The sequence below is a fragment of the Mycolicibacterium neworleansense genome (assembly GCF_001245615.1).
GTDB lineage: Bacteria > Actinomycetota > Actinomycetes > Mycobacteriales > Mycobacteriaceae > Mycobacterium > Mycobacterium neworleansense.
The window spans coordinates 832,320-849,815 of sequence record NZ_CWKH01000001.1 but is presented as its reverse complement, the minus strand read 5'-3'; the positions used below and the strand labels follow the sequence as shown (position 1 = coordinate 849,815).

13 protein-coding genes and 1 tRNA gene are annotated in these 17,496 nt (G+C 66.8%); 5 read left to right on the top strand and 9 right to left on the bottom strand.

The window, feature by feature from the left end; all coding sequences use genetic code 11:
- Positions 1-4: 4 nt before the first annotated feature.
- A complete protein-coding gene (locus tag BN2156_RS03965) occupies positions 5-364 on the bottom strand; it encodes a hypothetical protein (protein WP_235625203.1) in 360 nt (119 codons plus the stop codon).
- 224 nt (positions 365-588) lie between these two features.
- Between BN2156_RS03965 and BN2156_RS03960 the strand changes: the two genes are divergently transcribed.
- Complete coding sequence (locus BN2156_RS03960; protein WP_235625330.1) at positions 589-3,177, top strand: ATP-binding protein; 2,589 nt, start codon at positions 589-591, stop codon at positions 3,175-3,177.
- A 78-nt stretch (positions 3,178-3,255) separates the two neighbouring features.
- On the opposite strand, the gene BN2156_RS03955 is transcribed toward BN2156_RS03960, so the two are convergent.
- From BN2156_RS03955 to uvrB, 4 genes are all read right to left on the bottom strand, one after another.
- Positions 3,256-3,326: transfer RNA gene (locus BN2156_RS03955), tRNA-Cys, on the bottom strand.
- Positions 3,327-3,387: 61 nt separating this feature from the next.
- The gene (locus BN2156_RS03950) at positions 3,388-4,158 is read right to left on the bottom strand and encodes a DUF899 domain-containing protein (RefSeq protein ID WP_090510440.1); all 771 of its coding nucleotides are present in this window, start codon (positions 4,156-4,158) and stop codon (positions 3,388-3,390) included.
- 88 nt (positions 4,159-4,246) lie between these two features.
- Positions 4,247-5,665, bottom strand: a complete 1,419-nt coding sequence (locus BN2156_RS03945) for an MFS transporter (RefSeq protein WP_090510437.1) — start codon at positions 5,663-5,665, stop codon at positions 4,247-4,249.
- A gap of 46 nt (positions 5,666-5,711) precedes the next feature.
- Positions 5,712-7,871, bottom strand: a complete 2,160-nt coding sequence (gene uvrB, locus BN2156_RS03940; RefSeq protein ID WP_090510435.1) for an excinuclease ABC subunit UvrB — start codon at positions 7,869-7,871, stop codon at positions 5,712-5,714.
- A gap of 67 nt (positions 7,872-7,938) precedes the next feature.
- On the opposite strand from uvrB, the gene BN2156_RS03935 reads away from it, so the two are divergent.
- Both BN2156_RS03935 and BN2156_RS03930 read left to right on the top strand, forming a co-directional pair.
- Positions 7,939-8,445, top strand: a complete 507-nt coding sequence (locus BN2156_RS03935; RefSeq protein WP_210436629.1) for a ribonuclease FAU-1 family protein — start codon at positions 7,939-7,941, stop codon at positions 8,443-8,445.
- A gap of 11 nt (positions 8,446-8,456) precedes the next feature.
- On the top strand, positions 8,457-9,032 hold the full coding sequence (locus tag BN2156_RS03930; RefSeq protein ID WP_090510430.1) for a hypothetical protein: 576 nt from the start codon (positions 8,457-8,459) through the stop codon (positions 9,030-9,032).
- A gap of 3 nt (positions 9,033-9,035) precedes the next feature.
- Here the strand turns inward: BN2156_RS03930 and BN2156_RS03925 are convergent, their stop codons facing one another.
- The 3 genes from BN2156_RS03925 to rpsA form a co-directional block, all read right to left on the bottom strand.
- Positions 9,036-9,770, bottom strand: coding sequence for a FadR/GntR family transcriptional regulator (locus BN2156_RS03925; protein WP_090515445.1), 735 nt, complete (start codon positions 9,768-9,770; stop codon positions 9,036-9,038).
- A gap of 106 nt (positions 9,771-9,876) precedes the next feature.
- Entirely contained in the window at positions 9,877-11,040 is a 1,164-nt protein-coding gene (gene coaE / locus BN2156_RS03920; protein ID WP_090510428.1) for a dephospho-CoA kinase, read from the bottom strand.
- Between the two features lie 75 nt (positions 11,041-11,115).
- A complete protein-coding gene (gene rpsA, locus BN2156_RS03915; RefSeq protein ID WP_070187137.1) occupies positions 11,116-12,555 on the bottom strand; it encodes a 30S ribosomal protein S1 in 1,440 nt (479 codons plus the stop codon).
- 236 nt (positions 12,556-12,791) lie between these two features.
- Here rpsA and BN2156_RS03910 point away from each other — a divergent pair, with 236 nt between their 5' ends.
- Complete coding sequence (locus tag BN2156_RS03910; protein ID WP_090510425.1) at positions 12,792-13,982, top strand: PrsW family intramembrane metalloprotease; 1,191 nt, start codon at positions 12,792-12,794, stop codon at positions 13,980-13,982.
- Between the two features lie 66 nt (positions 13,983-14,048).
- Positions 14,049-14,684, top strand: coding sequence for a LysE family translocator (locus BN2156_RS03905; protein ID WP_090510420.1), 636 nt, complete (start codon positions 14,049-14,051; stop codon positions 14,682-14,684).
- Between the two features lie 22 nt (positions 14,685-14,706).
- Here the strand turns inward: BN2156_RS03905 and polA are convergent, their stop codons facing one another.
- Complete coding sequence (gene polA / locus BN2156_RS03900) at positions 14,707-17,445, bottom strand: DNA polymerase I (protein ID WP_090510417.1); 2,739 nt, start codon at positions 17,443-17,445, stop codon at positions 14,707-14,709.
- Positions 17,446-17,496: the final 51 nt, after the last annotated feature.

Here is a 17,496-nt window from a genome sequence, read left to right as displayed (position 1 = left end):
GTTCCTAACAGCCGGCGCCGGCCAACCGACTCTCGGCACGGTCATAGTTGCTGGCGGCTTGCATGGTCAGTCTGTCCTGTGGCCCGTATTTGTCATAGGCAGCGATAAACGCCTTCCGGGTGTATTCGACATCGCTCTTCAACTTGGCGCAGTATTTTGCGTGATCGCGTTGCATCGGCTTGGCGGACGCTTCTCCCGCGAAGCCGATGACGCCGACACCGGGGACGGCACCGAAGAGGACGGTGGCCGTCAGTGCAACAGCGAGTAGACGATGCCGTGTCGATTGTCGCCGGTGCCCCGGCCGACCGGCCAGTTCGCCGTTGCGGCCGCCGAAATCGCCGCGTCGATAGTTGTGATCGTTCATCTCGTTGGTTCGCTCTCTGCCGGCCCGACCCGTGTCGCCACCCATACGGAGTTGCGCGCCGAACCCGGCGCGTGGCTAGCCCGTAACAGGTGCTCGCGGGCTGTTTCAAGGCTGATTGACCGACGGCAGGTAGACATCGGTAGAAATTGCCCATCTTGGAGCCGAGGCCATCGAACCGCATGGGTATTTCCGCTGGTCAGCGTGGCGGTAGCATTCGTAGCGTGATGCTCACCGAGCGCGACCGCGAGTTCGCAGAGCTCACCGCACGTGCCGCCACGGCGCGCGCCGGGCGTGGCGGTGTCGTCATCGTCAGCGGTGAATCCGGCTGTGGAAAAACATCTTTCGTCGAGGCGTTTGTTGACCGCTGGCCTGACGGTGAGCGCGTGCTGTGGGGCGCGTGTGACCCGTTGTCGACGCCGCGTCCCTTGGGGCCGATCCACGACCTTGCATGCCAGTACGGGCCGGCCACCCAGCGGTTGCTCCGTGACAGCGATCGGGCCTACGAGATCTTCGCCGCGGTATTCGAGGAGCTCCGAGTAACCCCGTCGATTCTCGTCATCGACGACATGCACTGGGCCGATCAAGGCACGGTTGACTTGTTGCGCTATATGCTGAGGCGAATTGGGCGCACCCGTTCCCTAATTGTCGGAGTCATTCGCGACGAAGAGGTCGGAGCCGCACATCCGCTGCGCCTGCTACTCGGCGACGTGGCTCGCTCCGGCGACGCCATCTCAGTGTCATTGCCGCCGTTGAGCCTTGATGCGGTGGCCGCGTTGGTAGGCGACCGCGGCGTCGACCCCATCTGGCTGCATCGTACGACTGGCGGCAATGCGTTCTTTGTCACCGAGATGCTCGACCACACCGGAGACGATCTGCCGACGACTGTGCGCGACGTAGTGCTATCCCGCACGGCTGGTCTGGACACGGATGCGTGGGATCTGCTGCATCTCCTGGCGTGCGCGTCTGGGGCGATTCCGGATGTGCTGCTCGCCGACCTTGGCGTCGCGGCGTTGACGCTGCGCAGCCTCGACGAGGCCAATCTCATCCGGCGAAGCTCCCGCGGTATCGCCTTCCGCCATGACCTGTGTCGCCTGGCCATCACCAGTGTGATCCCGCCGGGCCTCGACGTGGAATTGCACCGCCGCATGATCCACGCGTACGAAGCGTCGCCATCGCAGGTCCTCGACTCCACCGTGTTGACCCATCATGCGCTCGGGGCCGGCGACCACGCTCGCACCCGACGTGCCGCATCCGAGGCGGGCCACGCGGCAGCACGGTCCGGCGCCCACAAGCAGGCGGCGCAGTTCTATCGGATCGCACTCGACCGGGGCGGCCCGGTGCCGGTTGACGAAGAGGCCGAGCTGCTTGAGCTGTTGGCGGACGAGTACTTCCTCACGGATCGGTTGGACGACGCAATCGCGGCTCGGCAGCGTGCACTCCTTCTGCGTGAGCAGTTGATCGGCGCCGCGGCCGTCAGCGCCAATCACCACGCGTTGGCCCTTTATGAGTCGAACAACGCGAACCACTCGCGCGCGGAACACCATGCAACGCAGGCAGTTGCCGTGTTGGAGGACTGTCACGAGTCGGGTGGCGACACGGAATTCGCGCTACTCGGGCACGCCGTCACCACACTGGCCTACTTCGCCGTGCTGGCAAGCAAACTCATACGCGCGGCGGAGCTGTTGTGCCAGGCGAAGGCCTTCGCCGCGCAGGTCGACGATCCGTCACTCGTCACCCGCATTGCGCTCATCGACGGCTACCGGGGAGCGCTGGCCGGGGAGGACGCCGCGCGCGACAAGATGCTGTCGAGCATCAGATCAGCTGCCGCACTGCTTGAAGACGACATCTACTCGAACGGCTGCACCAGCCTCGTGTACCTGGACATCGAACAGCGTCGGCTCTCCGAGGCGGCCGAGCTACTCGATGTCATCATTCCGCTGAGCGACGAACGCGACGTGCCTCTGGGAAAAACATGGTTGCTCGGCATGCGCACCAAACTTGAGCTGCTGCTCGGGGATTGGGACACTGCGGCGGTCCATGCCGAGACCGTCCTCGGCAGCCCGAGCGCGCCGCTGGCCCGCATGACTCCGATTCTCGTGCGAGCCCTCGTCTCCCTTCGGCGCGACGGCACGAGGGACGACGGCATCGACGAGGCGTGGCGACTGCTGTGCCGGTTCGGAGAGCATCTGCGCCTGTTCGCGGCGTCAGCGATCGCCGAACAGGCGTGGTTGACCGGAGTAGCCGACGACCGGCTGGCCGAATGCCGAACGCTGCTGGACGACAGCCAAGTTCAGGGCCTCACCATGGCGCGCGGCGAGCTCGCAGTGTGGCTGCATCGCCTAGGTCTCCGCGAGATTTTGCCGCAAGTCGCCGAACCGTATCGGCTCGTCATCGACGGCGCGTTCGAGTCCGCTGCCGACGAATTCGACCGCCTGTCAATGCCTTACGAAGTCGCCCTGGCGCTTACCGACTCCGGTGACGCCCGCCTCGCCCGGCGCGGCCTGGACACGCTCGACGAGTTGGGCGCCGACGCGGCGGCGGCCAAGGTCCGTCGTGACTTGCGTGCACGGGGACTGAAGGTTCCGGCGCGCCGGCGCACATCGACCATGACCAATCCGGCCGGCCTCACCCCGCGCCAGATCGAGGTGCTTCGCCACATGGACGGCGGCTCGACCAATGCCGAACTTGCCGAACGGCTGCACCTGTCGGTCAGGACGGTCGATCACCACGTGTCCGCGATCCTGTCCAAACTTCAAGTGACCAAGCGACGCGATGCGCTGCACCGGGCGCACGAACTCGGGATTATCGACTGACGAACACGTATGCGCCCCTAGGGCGCAGAGCGGCACTCGGACCGAAGTCAGAATGCCGCCCTCTGCGCCTTCCCATCGAGCGAGTGACGGGATTCGAACCCGTGTAAACGGCTTTGCAGGCCGGTTCCTAGCCACTCAGACACACCCGCATCGATTGGCTACTGTGCCAGGCATTTCGACGCGGGCCCATAGTTTCGATCTCAATGATCGCTAACTGTCGTCGGCATCTCCCACCGGCCGGCCCACCACTGCCCCGCCCTGAGGCCACCCGGCCGGCGAGTCCTCCCACGGTTCCTGCCGCCCGTACGGGGTGAGGTCGAGGAACGGGTATCCCACCGCCGTGTGATCGAGCCCGCGCGCGAAGGTCGAATAGGTGTGGAAGACGTCGTCACCACGACGCAGAAAGACGCTGGCCCCCGGCCAGTCCCCCCGCAGGTCGTCGTCGGTGAAACCCGCGTCGTGGAGTTCGTCGACGGACATGTAGTTGTACTCGATCGGGGCTCGGGCCGGGTCGAGTGTCACGTGATAGTCATAGGTGAAGTCACCGTCGCGCGACGAGTACCACGGGAACGTCCAACCGTGCGCATCCCGGTAGGCGGCGATGCTGGCGTAGGGTGCCCGGGACACGCACGCGAACGTGACGTCCTTGGCATGCAAAAGCTTTCGGTCTTCGTCGGTGAAGGTCAGGTCGGCCGCGGCGGTGCAACTTGGGCAGCCGGCATCCATCGCGTCGATCCACATGAAGTGGTGGACGTAGAGCTGGCTGCGGCCCTCGAACAGATCGACCAGTCGCGCCTCGCCGTCAGGCCCCTCGAAGGTGTAGTCCTTGTCCACCTTCACCATCGGCAGCCGGCGCCGTTGGGCGTTGACCGCGTCGCGCAGGTGCGTCACCTCACGCTCGGCGGCCAGTAGCTTCTTGCGTGCCTCGAGCCAATCGTCTCGGGTGACGACGTCTGGGTAGGCGTTGAGTGTCAGCGGCATCGAATCACTCCTCGTATCGGTCCTATACGAGAGAGACCTGGGCCGCGGGCGAAATTCATCGCGCGCGAGGGTGCGCAGAATGTCGACGTTATGCGGCGTGTTGGGCGGCAGACACGCACGCTCGCGGTGCAGAACGGAACGAGGCAAAGGCCCCGAGCAGGGCGAGCACCGCGAATGCGGCGAAGAGCCATCGGGCAGCAGCCGCGTCCGCGGTTTCGCTGAGGTTGACGACGACACCGGCCAAGCCCGCGCCGAACGCACCGCAGATGAGCTGGACGGTGTTGATCGCGGCCGCCGCGGCCGGCCCCTCGACCGGATCGTCAACGCTGCCCATCGCCCATGCGGACAGATGCGGCCAGGCGATACCGATGCCGGCACCGGTGACCGCGAGCGCCGCACCCCACATCACCACCAGCCACGGCGCCATTCCGTCTCGGATCAACACCGCGCCGGCGGCCAGACCGGCCGCCATCACGATCGGCGCGAACGCCACCGTGCGCACGATCACCCGGCGGTTCTGCAGCGATGCGCTGACGATCTCCCCCACGGTCCACCCGACGGACAACACCGCTGCGAAGAACCCGGCCGCCACCGGTGTCAGGTGTGCCAGCCGTTGACCGAACAACGGCACATACATGTCGACCATGGTGGCGGCCATCAACGCGCCGAGGCTCAGGTAGATCCACTTGAGCGGGCCGGGCTTGAATGTGCTGGGCGGCAAGACCGATGCACCGGCGCGGCGGTCCACGGCCAGGAACCCGGCCACCAGTGCCGCACCCACGCCGAGCAGTGCGGGGGTGGCCCGCCAATCGTGCGGAATGCCCGCCACGCTCACCGCCATGGCCGCCGCACCGAGCAACGCCAGCGACCACACCGGAATGCCGGGCGTCGGCGCCGAGGTCGCACCGGTACGGCTCGGCAGCGCAACCGGCACCAACGCACCCATCGCGACCGTCAGGACAACCAGCACGCCGAAGGCCCAGCGCCAGTGCCCGAACTGCGCGAACAGCCCACCAGAGGCCGGGCCGATCACCGTGCCGACACCCCACATCGCCGACACCAGTGCAGAGGCCTTGGTCCACAACGTATTCGGCAGCGCAGTGTTGATCACGGCGTAGCCGAGGCCGGCCAGCAGCCCACCGGCGAAGCCCTGCACGGTGCGCCCGGCGAGCAGTACCTCCATGCTCGGGGCCAGCGCGCAGCCCAGGCTTCCGGCACCGAACACCGTGAGCCCCAACAGATATGCCCGCCGCGGCCCCAGCCGCATCAGCATCGAGTGGACCGTGGTGGCGGCGATCACCGAGGCCACCAGGTACAGCGTCGTGACCCAGGCGTAGAACCGCTGACCGCCGATATCGGCCACCGCGCTGGGCAACAGGCTGATCGTCAGGAATTCGTTGGTGGCATACAGCAGCACGCCACCGGCCAACACGGTGGACGCGCCCAGATGCCGGCCGCCCAGCAACTGCCGCCAGGTCCCGGTATCGGGCGTCACGGTATCGGTCACACCGATGACGCTAGGAGCTGAACCGCTGTTGAGGTCAACACCCGCGTCACTTCAGGCCGGCCGCGTCCATCCCCCGCAGCTCCTTCTTCAGATCCGCGATCTCGTCACGGATCCGCGCCGCCAGCTCGAACTGCAGATCGCGTGCGGCGGTCATCATCTGCTCGGTCAGATCCTTGATCAGATCGGCCAATTCGGCCCGCGGCATGTTCGTGGTGTCGCGGCCCTCGACGATGCCGGCACTGACCGACCGGCCGGGTTCACCCTGGGCGCGCCGGCCTCGCGAAGCGTTGCGTCCCGAACCTCCGACCTCGACCGATTCGGTATCGTCGGCCTCGCGGTACACCTGGTCCAGAATGTCGGCGATCTTCTTGCGCAGCGGCTGCGGATCGATGCCGTTGGCCTCGTTGTAGGCGATCTGCTTGGCCCGGCGGCGCTCGGTCTCGTCGATGGCCTCACGCATCGAGTCGGTGATCTTGTCGGCGTACATGTGCACTTCACCGGATACGTTGCGGGCTGCACGGCCGATGGTCTGGATCAGGCTGCGGGTGGACCGCAGGAAGCCCTCCTTGTCGGCGTCGAGGATCGCCACCAGCGACACCTCGGGCAGATCCAGACCCTCACGCAGCAGGTTGATGCCGACCAGGACGTCGTACTCGCCCAGGCGCAGCTGCCGCAGCAGCTCGACGCGGCGCAGGGTGTCGACCTCCGAATGCAGGTACCGGACCTTGATGCCAAGCTCCAGCAGATAGTCGGTGAGGTCCTCGGCCATCTTCTTGGTCAGCGTGGTGACCAGGACCCGCTCGTCGCGCTCGGTGCGGGTGCGGATCTCGCCGATCAGATCGTCGATCTGGCCCTTGGTCGGCTTCACCACCACCTTCGGGTCGACCAGACCGGTCGGGCGGATCACCTGTTCGACGAACTCGCCACCGGCCTGGCTGATCTCGTACGCACCCGGGGTGGCCGAGAGGTACACCGTCTGCCCGATCCGGTCGGCGAACTCCTCCCAGGTCAGCGGCCGGTTGTCGACGGCGGAAGGCAGCCGGAAACCGAAGTCGACCAGATTGCGCTTGCGCGACATGTCCCCCTCGTACATGCCGCCGATCTGGGGCACCGTGACGTGGGATTCGTCGATGACGAGCAGGAAGTCCTCCGGGAAATAGTCCAGCAGCGTAGCCGGCGCAGATCCGGCGGGACGGCCATCGATGTGGCGCGAGTAATTCTCGATGCCCGAGCAGAAGCCGACCTGCTTCATCATCTCGACGTCGTAGTTGGTGCGCATCCGCAGCCGCTGGGCCTCCAGCAGCTTGCCCTGCCCCTCCAGCTCGGCCAGCCGCGCCTCGAGCTCGGCCTCGATGGTCGAGATCGCATGCGCCATCCGCTCCGGCCCGGCCACATAGTGGGTCGCCGGGAAGATCCGCAGCGAGTCCACCTGGCGGACGATGTCGCCGGTGAGCGGGTGCAGGTAGTACAGCGCCTCGATCTCGTCGCCGAAGAACTCGATCCGCACCGCGAGCTCCTCGTAGGACGGGATGATCTCCACGGTGTCGCCGCGCACCCGGAACGTGCCCCGGGTGAACGCCATGTCGTTGCGGTTGTACTGCACATCCACCAACAGCCGCAGCAGCCCGTCGCGCGGCACCTCCTGGCCGACCGCGAGCTCCACCGACCGGTCGAGGTAGGACTGCGGCGTGCCCAGACCGTAGATGCACGACACCGAGGCCACCACGACCACGTCGCGCCGCGACAGCAGGCTCGAGGTGGCCGAGTGCCGCAACCGCTCGACGTCGTCGTTGATCGAGCTGTCCTTCTCGATGTAGGTGTCGGTCTGGGCGATGTATGCCTCGGGCTGGTAGTAGTCGTAGTACGAGACGAAGTACTCAACAGCGTTGTGCGGCAACATCTCCCGCAACTCGTTGGCCAGCTGGGCAGCCAGCGTCTTGTTCGGCGCCATCACCAGGGTGGGCCGCTGCAGCCGCTCGATCAGCCACGCCGTGGTGGCCGACTTGCCGGTACCGGTGGCGCCGAGCAGCACGACATCACGCTCGCCGGCCTTGATCCGGCGCTCGAGCTCGTCGATGGCGGCCGGCTGGTCACCGGCCGGGTCGTACTCACTGACCACCTCGAACCGGGCACCGGTCCGGACGATCTCATCGACAGCCCGGTACTCCGAATGCGCGAGCACGGGGTGTTCGGTCGCGAAGGCCATGCTCACCAGCGTAGAACTGTGCACCGACAACTTCCGCCCGCGTTCGCTCCCCGCGTAGGCTGGCCGCATCCACCCGCCCAAGCACGAGACATTCGACCTGGTCGCCCGCACGAACACCGACCCCAAAGGCATCGTGCGGGCGGTCGACGTCTACACCGTCGAACCCTGGGGCCTCTACATGGCCCGGCCGACGCCCGGCCGAGCCCAGTTCCACTACCTGGAATCCTGGCTGCTGCCTCAGCTCGGGCTGCGGGCCAGCGTGTTCCATTTCAACCCCGGCCACGAGCGTGACCAGGACTTCTACCTCGACGTCGGCCACTACGCCGCCGGGCCGACCGCATGGCATTCCGAGGACCACTACCTGGATCTGGTGCTCCGCTCCGGGCGCGGCGTCGAACTGTGCGATGTCGACGAGTTGCTCACCGCGGTGCGGCACGGTCTGCTCAGCCCGGAGGTCGGTGAGCAGGCGGTGCAAACCGCGGCCACCGCGATCGAGGGCCTGGCGAGCTGCGGCTATGAGCTCGACCGGTGGCTGTCCGGCAACGGAATGGCCCTGACGTGGAGAGGCGCGTAAGGTCGGGATTCATGAGTTCAGCTAAGTACGCCTGGGGAGGCCTCCCCGCGCTGGCAGGACTGCTCACCGGCGCACTGTTGATTCCCATTCCGGCGCACGCCGACCCCGAGGCGCCGCCTCAGGTCGAGCCACTGCCCGACCAGCAGCTCCACAACGTCACCTACCGCGCCAGGATCGACGGGGTGTCGCGCAACGCGACCATCGCCTACAAGATCGACGACCAGAACATCAACACCGCCGACCCGTCGATGCTGCCGGGCCGGGTCTTCGAGGCCACCGGCGTGGTGTCCAACCCGGAAACCGCAGGCATGGCGGTGCGCATCGATTGGCCGTACTCGGCCAACCTGCACTGCGAGATCCTGGTGGACGACCAGATCATCGCCCAGGCCGACACCTTCGTCGGCCCTCGGCTGACCCGGCCCAAGGACGATCCGACCTACGGCAGCCTGCCCTGCGGCGCCCCGCTGAGCACCCCGGTGCCGGGCAACGTCGTCGACACCGCCCCGGTCGGCACCGATCCGGCCCTACCGCCGTCCGCCGAGCCCGCCGTCGCGCCGCCCGCGGAACCTGAGCCGCCGGCCGCGTAGCCGTCAGCGCTTCAGCCAGGACTCGACCGTGCGCCTGGTGTCGTTGATGTGGGCTTCCATCTGCGCGGCCGCCAGGTCCGGATCGCGGCTCTCGATCGCTTCCAGGATCGACTCGTGATAGTCGTTCGCGTTGGGCTCCAGACGACCGAAGATCGCACCGACCGGCAGCCACATCCTGCGACGAGCGTCGGCGACCGCCTCCAGCAGGCGGTCATTCTGAGCAGCCTGGGCGATGCCGAGATGAAACGCCGAGTCCAGGGTCTGGAACTCCGTGGTGTGCCGGGCCGACGGCTCGTCCATCCCGACCTGCAGCGCGGATTCCATGCCCTTGAGCAGCTTGCGAAGCTCGGTCACATCGGTGGCGCGACGGCGCTCGGCAGCCAGCCGGGTGGCGCCGGTCTCGACGATGACGCGGTAGTCGAACGCATCGCGGACCTCACGCTTGTTGCGGCGCAACTCCCGGCGCATCTCGGCCGGGTCGTACTGCGGCGCCTGGACGGTGAACCCACCGCCACGGCCGCGTCGCACCGTGATCAGGCCCTCCCCCTCCAGGACCGAGACGGCGGCGCGCACCGTGGTGCGGGATACGTCGAGCATGTCGGAGAGTTCGCGCTCGGTGGGCAGCCGGTCCCCGGGCCGGAACTGACCCAGCTCCAGGGCCCGGCGCATCTGGTCGACCACCAGCTCATGGGCGGCAATCTGGCGAACCGGAACCAACGTCGGCTTCGCTGTGGACATGCCCACCCCCTTCGGACGCACCAAACGCTACCGCACGGTCAGTTCCAGCGGCCCGAACATTTGACGGTTGGGTAGATCGTCGCGAAACCGGCTGCGGCCCAGCGACCTAGGGCCGCCAGTCCGTAGCGTCCGCCCATTTTCGGGCACGCTGGTAGGCGTCGAGGAACCACGGCTCTTTGGCCACGGCGTAGTCGGGTGTGGCCAGTGCGGCTTGCTTGGCCGCCAGATAATCCGCCTGCACGCCCGGATTGGCCCGCAACCAGTCGACGAACATCAGGGCAAAGCGCTGGTTGGGCCAGCCGTCCACCCTGATGTGCACATTGGTCGGGCGACCCGGATCTGCCGAGGCGTGGAAACGCTTGTGCCACAACGCCAGATCGTCGTCGTGGGGCGTATCGCCGGTGATGTCGGGCACCACCGGGTAACCCGCCGTCAACAGTGCCTCGGCGAGTTCGTCGGCAACATCCAGCGACTTGACGGTCACCTGCACATCGATGACGTCCTTGGCGTCCATCCCCGGCACGGCCGTCGACCCGATGTGGTCGATACGCACCGCGCGGTGCCCGCAGGCCGTGTTGAGCCGGGCCACGATCCGGCGGGCCTGATCCGGCCAGGTGGGGTCATAGGGCACCACGACAGGGTCACGCCGGGCCGGCCGCCGGATTGTCAGATTGTGCGCGAACGGCAGGATCCGCTCGTGCCACAGCGCGCGAGCCTGCTCGACGACGGCGCCGGGGCTGCCCGAGTTGTCCAGCCAGACATCGGCCACCGCGCGGCGCTGCTCCTCGGTCGCCTGCGCGGCGATACGGGCGCGGGCGTCCGACTCGGTGAATCCGCGGTACTCGATGAGCCGCTTGACGCGCAGTTCCGGGTCGGCGTTGACCACGATGACCAACGGGAACATGGGCGCCATCTGGGATTCCACCAGCAGGGGAATGTCCTCGACGATCACGGCGTCTTCGTGCGCCGCCGCGATGAGCTCTGAACGGCGGTGCGCCACCAGCGGATGCACGATGCCGTTCAGGGTGGCGCGCTTCTCGTCGTCGCTGAAGGCGACGGCCGCCAGCGCCGGACGGTTCAACGCTCCCTCGGGCAGCAGGATCCCGTCCCCGAACGCCTCGACCAACTTGGCCAGGCCCTCGGTTCCGGGCTCGACCACCTCACGTGCGATGACGTCACCGTCGACGATGATTCCGCCGAGATCGCTGAATGTGGCCGACACTGTTGACTTCCCGGCGCCGATACCGCCGGTTAACCCGATGCGAAGCACGCCCAACAGTGTGTCAGGCCCAGGGAACGACGAACGCCCCGACCCAAAGGGCCGGGGCGTTCGTTGTCGTACTGGTTAGGCGTTGCCTGCGAGCTTCTCACGCAGAGCGGCCAACTGTGCATCGCTGGCCAGCGTGCCACCGGTGGACTCCTCCGACCGCGAGGAACCGTTGGACACCGGACGCGCGGCCTCCTCGGCCTCCGCAGCGGCGAACTTCTCCATCTGCGTGGTGTGCATCTTGTGGCGACGCTCGGCCTCGGCGTAGCGAGCCTCCCACTCCTCCCGCTGCTTGTCGAAGCCTTCGAGCCATTCGTTGGTCTCGGCGTCGAAGCCCTCGGGGAAGATGTAGTTGCCCTGCTCGTCGTAGCTGTCGGCCATGCCGTACTTCGACGGGTCGAACTCCTCGGTGTAGTCCTCGTTGGCCTGCTTGAGGCTCAGCGAGATCCGCCGACGCTCCAGGTCGATGTCGATGACCTTGACCATCGCGTCGTCGCCGACGGTGACCACCTGGTCCGGGACCTCGACGTGGCGCTCGGACAGCTCCGAGATGTGCACCAGGCCCTCGATGCCCTCCTCGACGCGGACGAACGCACCGAACGGCACCAGCTTGGTGACCTTGCCCGGCACGATCTGACCGATCGCGTGGGTGCGGGCGAAGTGACGCCACGGGTCTTCCTGAGTCGCCTTCAGCGACAGCGAAACCCGCTCGCGATCCATGTCGACGTCGAGCACCTCGACGGTGACCTCGTCGCCCACCTGAACCACCTCGGACGGGTGATCGATGTGCTTCCAGGACAGCTCGGAGACGTGCACCAGGCCGTCGACGCCGCCGAGATCGACGAAGGCGCCGAAGTTGACGATCGAGGAGACGACACCCTTGCGGATGGCGCCCTTCTGCAGCTGGTTGAGGAACTCGCTGCGCACCTCGGACTGGGTCTGCTCCAGCCAGGCGCGGCGGCTCAGCACCACGTTGTTGCGGTTCTTGTCCAGCTCGATGATCTTGGCCTCGATCTCCTTGCCGATGTACGGCTGCAGATCGCGGACACGACGCATCTCGACCAGCGATGCGGGCAGGAAGCCGCGCAGGCCGATGTCGAGGATCAGGCCGCCCTTGACGACCTCGATGACGGTGCCCTTGACGGCCTCGTCCTTCTCCTTGAGCTCTTCGATGGTGCCCCAGGCACGCTCGTACTGAGCGCGCTTCTTGGACAGGATCAGACGGCCTTCCTTGTCCTCCTTGGTGAGAACGAGGGCCTCGACCTCATCGCCCACGGAAACGACCTCGTTGGGGTCGACATCGTGCTTGATGGAGAGTTCGCGGGAAGGAATGACACCTTCGGTCTTGTAACCGATGTCGAGCAGGACCTCGTCACGGTCAACCTTGACGATGGTTCCCTCGACGATGTCGCCATCGTTGAAGTATTTGATGGTTTTGTCGATGGCGGCGAGAAAGTCCTCAGCCGAGCCGATGTCGTTGACGGCTACTTGCGGCGAGGTGACGGAGGGAGAGGGCATGTGGTGGGTTGCTCCGGACAGGTTTACTCGTAGGGACAGTGATATTGCTGGTATTGCTGTATTGCGTTCGTACTTATCTGTGAGCCGACAATCTGTGCACACAGATACGTAACGAGGGTACTCGACCAGGCACACGCAGGACAAACCGCCTCCCCGGGCGGGGCCGCCAGTGGAGCACCGGGCCGTCAGCGGAATTTGTGCCCGGAAACCTGCCGACCCGCCGCTACGCTTCTGCGGTGGCGTACTACCCGACCCCCGGTCCGGCCCATCGGCAGTGGTTTCCGGTCACCGCTCCCCTGCCCAGACCGGTCCGCAAGGTCGGCGCCCCGCTCGCCGCGATCATCGCCTGCGGCGTCGTCATCGGCGCGCTGGTGCTGCTGTTCACCGCGCTCAACCCGGCCGGCGCGATCATCGGATTCACCCTGTCCAGCATCGTGATGACCGGGGCGGTGTTCGCCTACCTGTGGCTGGACCGCTGGGAACCGGAACCGCCCCGACTACTGCTGCTGGCCTTCGGATGGGGCGCCGCCGTCGCGATCGTGCTGTCCCTGGTGCTGAGCCTGTTCACCGACGCACTGCTGGCACCCGGTGTCGACTCGGCGGAATCAGCGCACAGCTTCGCCTCGGTGGCGATCCGGGCACCGCTCATCGAGGAAGCCGCCAAGGGCCTGTTCCTGCTGATCATGATGACCGGGCGGCGCCGCAACGAGCTCAACTCGCTGACCGACTGCCTGGTGTACGCCGGCCTGGTCGGCCTCGGTTTCGCCTGGCTCGAAGACATCATGTACATCGCCAGCGCCGATTCCCTCGCCGGATCACTGCTCACCGCCGCGATGCGCCTCATCATGGCTCCGTTCGCGCACTCCCTGTTCACCACGATGACCGCGATCGGCGTCTACTTCGCGCTGCACCGACGCAGTACCGGCGCCAAAGTCCTGTGCATCCTGGCCGGCTACCTGGGCGCGGTGTTCATGCACGGGTTGTGGAACGGTTCGTCGCTGGTGGGCGCCGGGACGTACTTCATCGTGTACCTGGTCTGGATGGTGCCGATCTTCGTCATCATGATCGTGGTCGCCGTCACCAGCCGCCGCCGGGAACAGCGTGTGGTGGCCGAAAAGCTGCCCGGCATGGTCGCCGCCGGGCTGATCACTCCCAACGAGGCCACCTGGCTCGGGTCACTCAAAACCCGGCACGGCGCCGTCAAGCAGGCGACGATGGCCGGCGGGCGCCCGGCCGGCAAGGCTGTCGCGGCGTTCGCCGCCGCAGTCGTCGAGTTGGCGTTCGTCCGTGACCGCATCGACCGCGGGTTCGGCGATGCACAGGTGTACGCGCTGCAGCAAGAAGAGGTGTACGCGGTGACGGCGGCCCGCTCGGCCGCACCGATCCTGCACTGGCTGGCCAACTACCAAGCGCCCGTCCGCTACTGACGGCGGCGACGCCGTCGAGCGGGCACTCGACAATATCGATTTGCGCTGGTCAGCGATACTTGGCGGATGTTCGCCCATATTGTCGACGTGCTGCCGGCCTTCCTGGTCGCATCGGTGATCCTGGCCGCACTGCCCGGACCGGCGACGGCACTGTTCCTGCACCGCTCGGTGCGGGACGGCCGGTCGGCGGGGCTCGCGGCGGTTGTCGGCAACGAGATCGGCATCTGCGGCTGGACCCTGGCCGGCGGTGGCGGGCTGTCGATATTGCTGACCGCCAACCGGTGGTTGTCCCTCACCATGCATGTCGTCGGCGCCGCGATCCTGATCTGGCTCGGCATCAGCGCATGGCGAAGCGCGAGTCACCCGGCCGACATGGAGGTAGCCCTGCCGCCGCGGGGGCGGACCCCGGCCGCGGCTTTCCGTGCGGCACTGCTGTCCATCGCCGCCAACCCGAAGGCGGCGGCCTTCGGCATCGTGGTGCTTCCACAATTCCTGCCGGCGACCGGGCCGGTGCTGCCGACGTTGCTGGTGCTCGCCTTGATCCAGCTGGTTGTCGACACCTCATGGTGCGTGGGCATCGTGCTCGCCGCTGACCGTGCGCGAAACATCCTCAACCGCACCCATATTCGCCGCCGAATCGAACGAGTGATGGCGGCCGTACTGGTGGCGCTGGGCCTGGGCCTTGGGGCCGACGCGCGCTAGCACGCGGCCCCAACCGGCGCCGCTAGTGCGCGGCGGCGTCCCAGCTGGGCCCGTATCCGACCGACACCTCCAACGGCACATCCAATGGGTACGCGTTGCCCATGTATTCGCGGACCAGGGCCTCCAAGGTCTCCCGCTCACCCTCGGCCACCTCGAACAGCAACTCGTCGTGGACCTGCAGCAGCATCCGTGACTTGAGCCCGGCTTCCTTCATCGCGGCGTCGACATTGATCATCGCCACCTTGATGATGTCGGCGGCGCTGCCCTGGATCGGCGCGTTGAGGGCAGCCCGCTCAGCCGCCTCCCGCACATTGCGGTTGCTGCTGTCCAGCTCGGGCAGGTAGCGGCGGCGGCCCAGCACCGTTGAGGTGAACCCGTCCTTGCGCGCCTGGTCGACCACATCGCGCAGATAGTCGCGGACCCCGCCGAACCGGTCGAAGTACTGCTCCATCTGCACCTTGGCCTCCTCGGTGGAGATCTTGAGCTGGCTGGCCAGCCCATAGGCGCTCAGCCCGTAGGCCAGGCCGTAGGACATCGCCTTCACCCGGCGGCGCAGTTCCGGGGTCACCTCGTCGATCGGCACCGAGAACGCCCGTGACGCCACGAAGGAGTGCAGGTCCTCACCGGTATTAAAGGCCTCGATCAGGCCTTCGTCCCGGGACAGGTGAGCCATGATCCGCATCTCGATCTGGCTGTAGTCGGCGGTCATCAACTCGGAGTACGGCCCGTCGGGACCCTTACCGACCACGAACGCGTCGCGGATGCGCCGGCCCGCCTCGGTGCGGATCGGGATGTTCTGCAGGTTCGGTTCGGTGGAAGACAGCCGGCCGGTCGCCGCGATCGTCTGGTTGAACGTGGTGTGGATCCGTCCGTCGGAAGCCACCGCGTTGAGCAGGCCGTCGACGGTCACCTTGAGCCGGGTGGCATCGCGGTGTGCCAGCAGGTGCTGCAGGAACGGATGCCCGGTCTTGTCGAACAATGACTGCAACGCGTCGGCGTCGGTGGTGTAGCCGGTCTTGGTGCGCTTGGTCTTCGGCATCTCGAGCTCGTCGAACAGCACTGCCTGCAACTGCTTGGGCGACCCGAGGTTGATCTGCTTGCCGATCACCGCATAGGCGGCCTCGGCCGCGTCGCGGATCTGGTCGGCGAATTCGCTCTGCAGCTCCTGCAGCTTGTCCAGGTCGACGGCGATGCCCGTCGACTCCATCTCGGCCAACGCCCGCTGCACCGGCAGCTCCATCCGGCCCAGCAGGGACGACGAGTCGATGCGGGCGAGTTCCTCGTCGAGCGCGTCGGCGAGATCCAACACCGCACATGCCCGCAGGATGAGCGTCTGCACCGCCTGCTCGTCCACCCCGTCGGAGTCATCCAGTAGTGAAAGCTGTTGTTGCTCTGGACTTTCGGCGCGCAACTCGCGGCGCAGGTAACGCACCGCCAGATCATCGAGGGCGAAGCTGCGCTGCCCCGGCCGCACCAGATAGGCGGCCAGCGCGGTGTCAGAGGTGACGCCGCGCAGTGTCCAGCCGCGCCCGGCCAGGTCGTGCATGGCCAGCTTGGCCTCGTGCAGCGCCTTGGGCGGACCCGGGTCGCCCAGCCAGCGCGCCAGTGCCTCCTCGTCCTCGGGGGTCAGGGTGGCGGTGTCGATGTAGCGCCCGTCGCCATCGGCCGCCACGATGGCCAGCGCGGTGGCGTCGGCGTCGAACGCGAGATGTGTGCCGACCACGGCCAGCCCGAATCGGTTGCCCAGGCTGTGCTCGGCAAGCCATGCCGCCAGCTCACCGGGCTCCAGCGCCCGGCCGCGCACGTCGAACCCGTGCTCGACCTCGGGCTCGGAGGCCACCAGCGTCTCGAACAGCCGATCGCGCAGGACCCGGAATTCCAGATCGTCGAAAAGCCGGTGGATCTGATCGCGGTTCCAGGGTTGCATCCGCAGCGTGTCCGGCGTCTGGGCCAGCGGCACATCGCGGACCAGATCGGTGAGCTCACGGTTGAGCACCACGCTGGACAAGTTGGCCCGCAGCGAATCGCCGACCTTGCCTTTGACCTTCTCGACGTTGTCGACGAGCGCCTGCAGCGAGCCGTATTCGACGATCCACTTGGTCGCCGTCTTCTCACCGACCCCGGGAATGCCGGGCAGGTTGTCGCTCGGGTCCCCGCGCAGAGCCGCGAAATCCGGATATTGAGCCGGCGTCAGCCCGTACTTCTCCACCACCGCCTCCGGGGTGAACCGCGTCAGCTCACTCACGCCCTTGCGCGGGTAGAGCACGGTGACGTCATCGCTGACCAACTGCAGCGAGTCCCGGTCACCGGTGACCACCAGCACCCGGTAGCCCTCCTGCTCGGCCTGGGTGGCCAGCGTGGCGATGATGTCGTCGGCCTCGAAGCCGGGCTCGGCCAGTGCGGTGATGCCCAGTGCGCCGAGTACCTCTTTGGTGATGTCGATCTGGCCGCGGAACTCGTCGGGTGTCGCCGACCGGCCTTCCTTGTATTCGGGGTACTTGTCCTTGCGGAAGGTCTGCCGTGACACGTCGAACGCGGCCGCCACGTGGCTGGGCTGCTCGTCACGCAGCAGGTTGATCAGCATCGAGGTGAACCCGTAGACCGCGTTGGTGGTCAGCCCGCCCTGGGTCTTGAAATTCTCGGCCGGCAACGCGTAGAACGCCCGGAAAGCCAGCGAATTGCCGTCGAGCAGCATCAGTGTGGGCTTGTCGTCGGCGGTCGGGTTCGGTGCGTTCTTCGTCTCGGTCTTCGCGGGGCTCACGGCCCTCACTCTATGCAGCGGTCCCGACAACGACACCTATGCAGGCTCAGA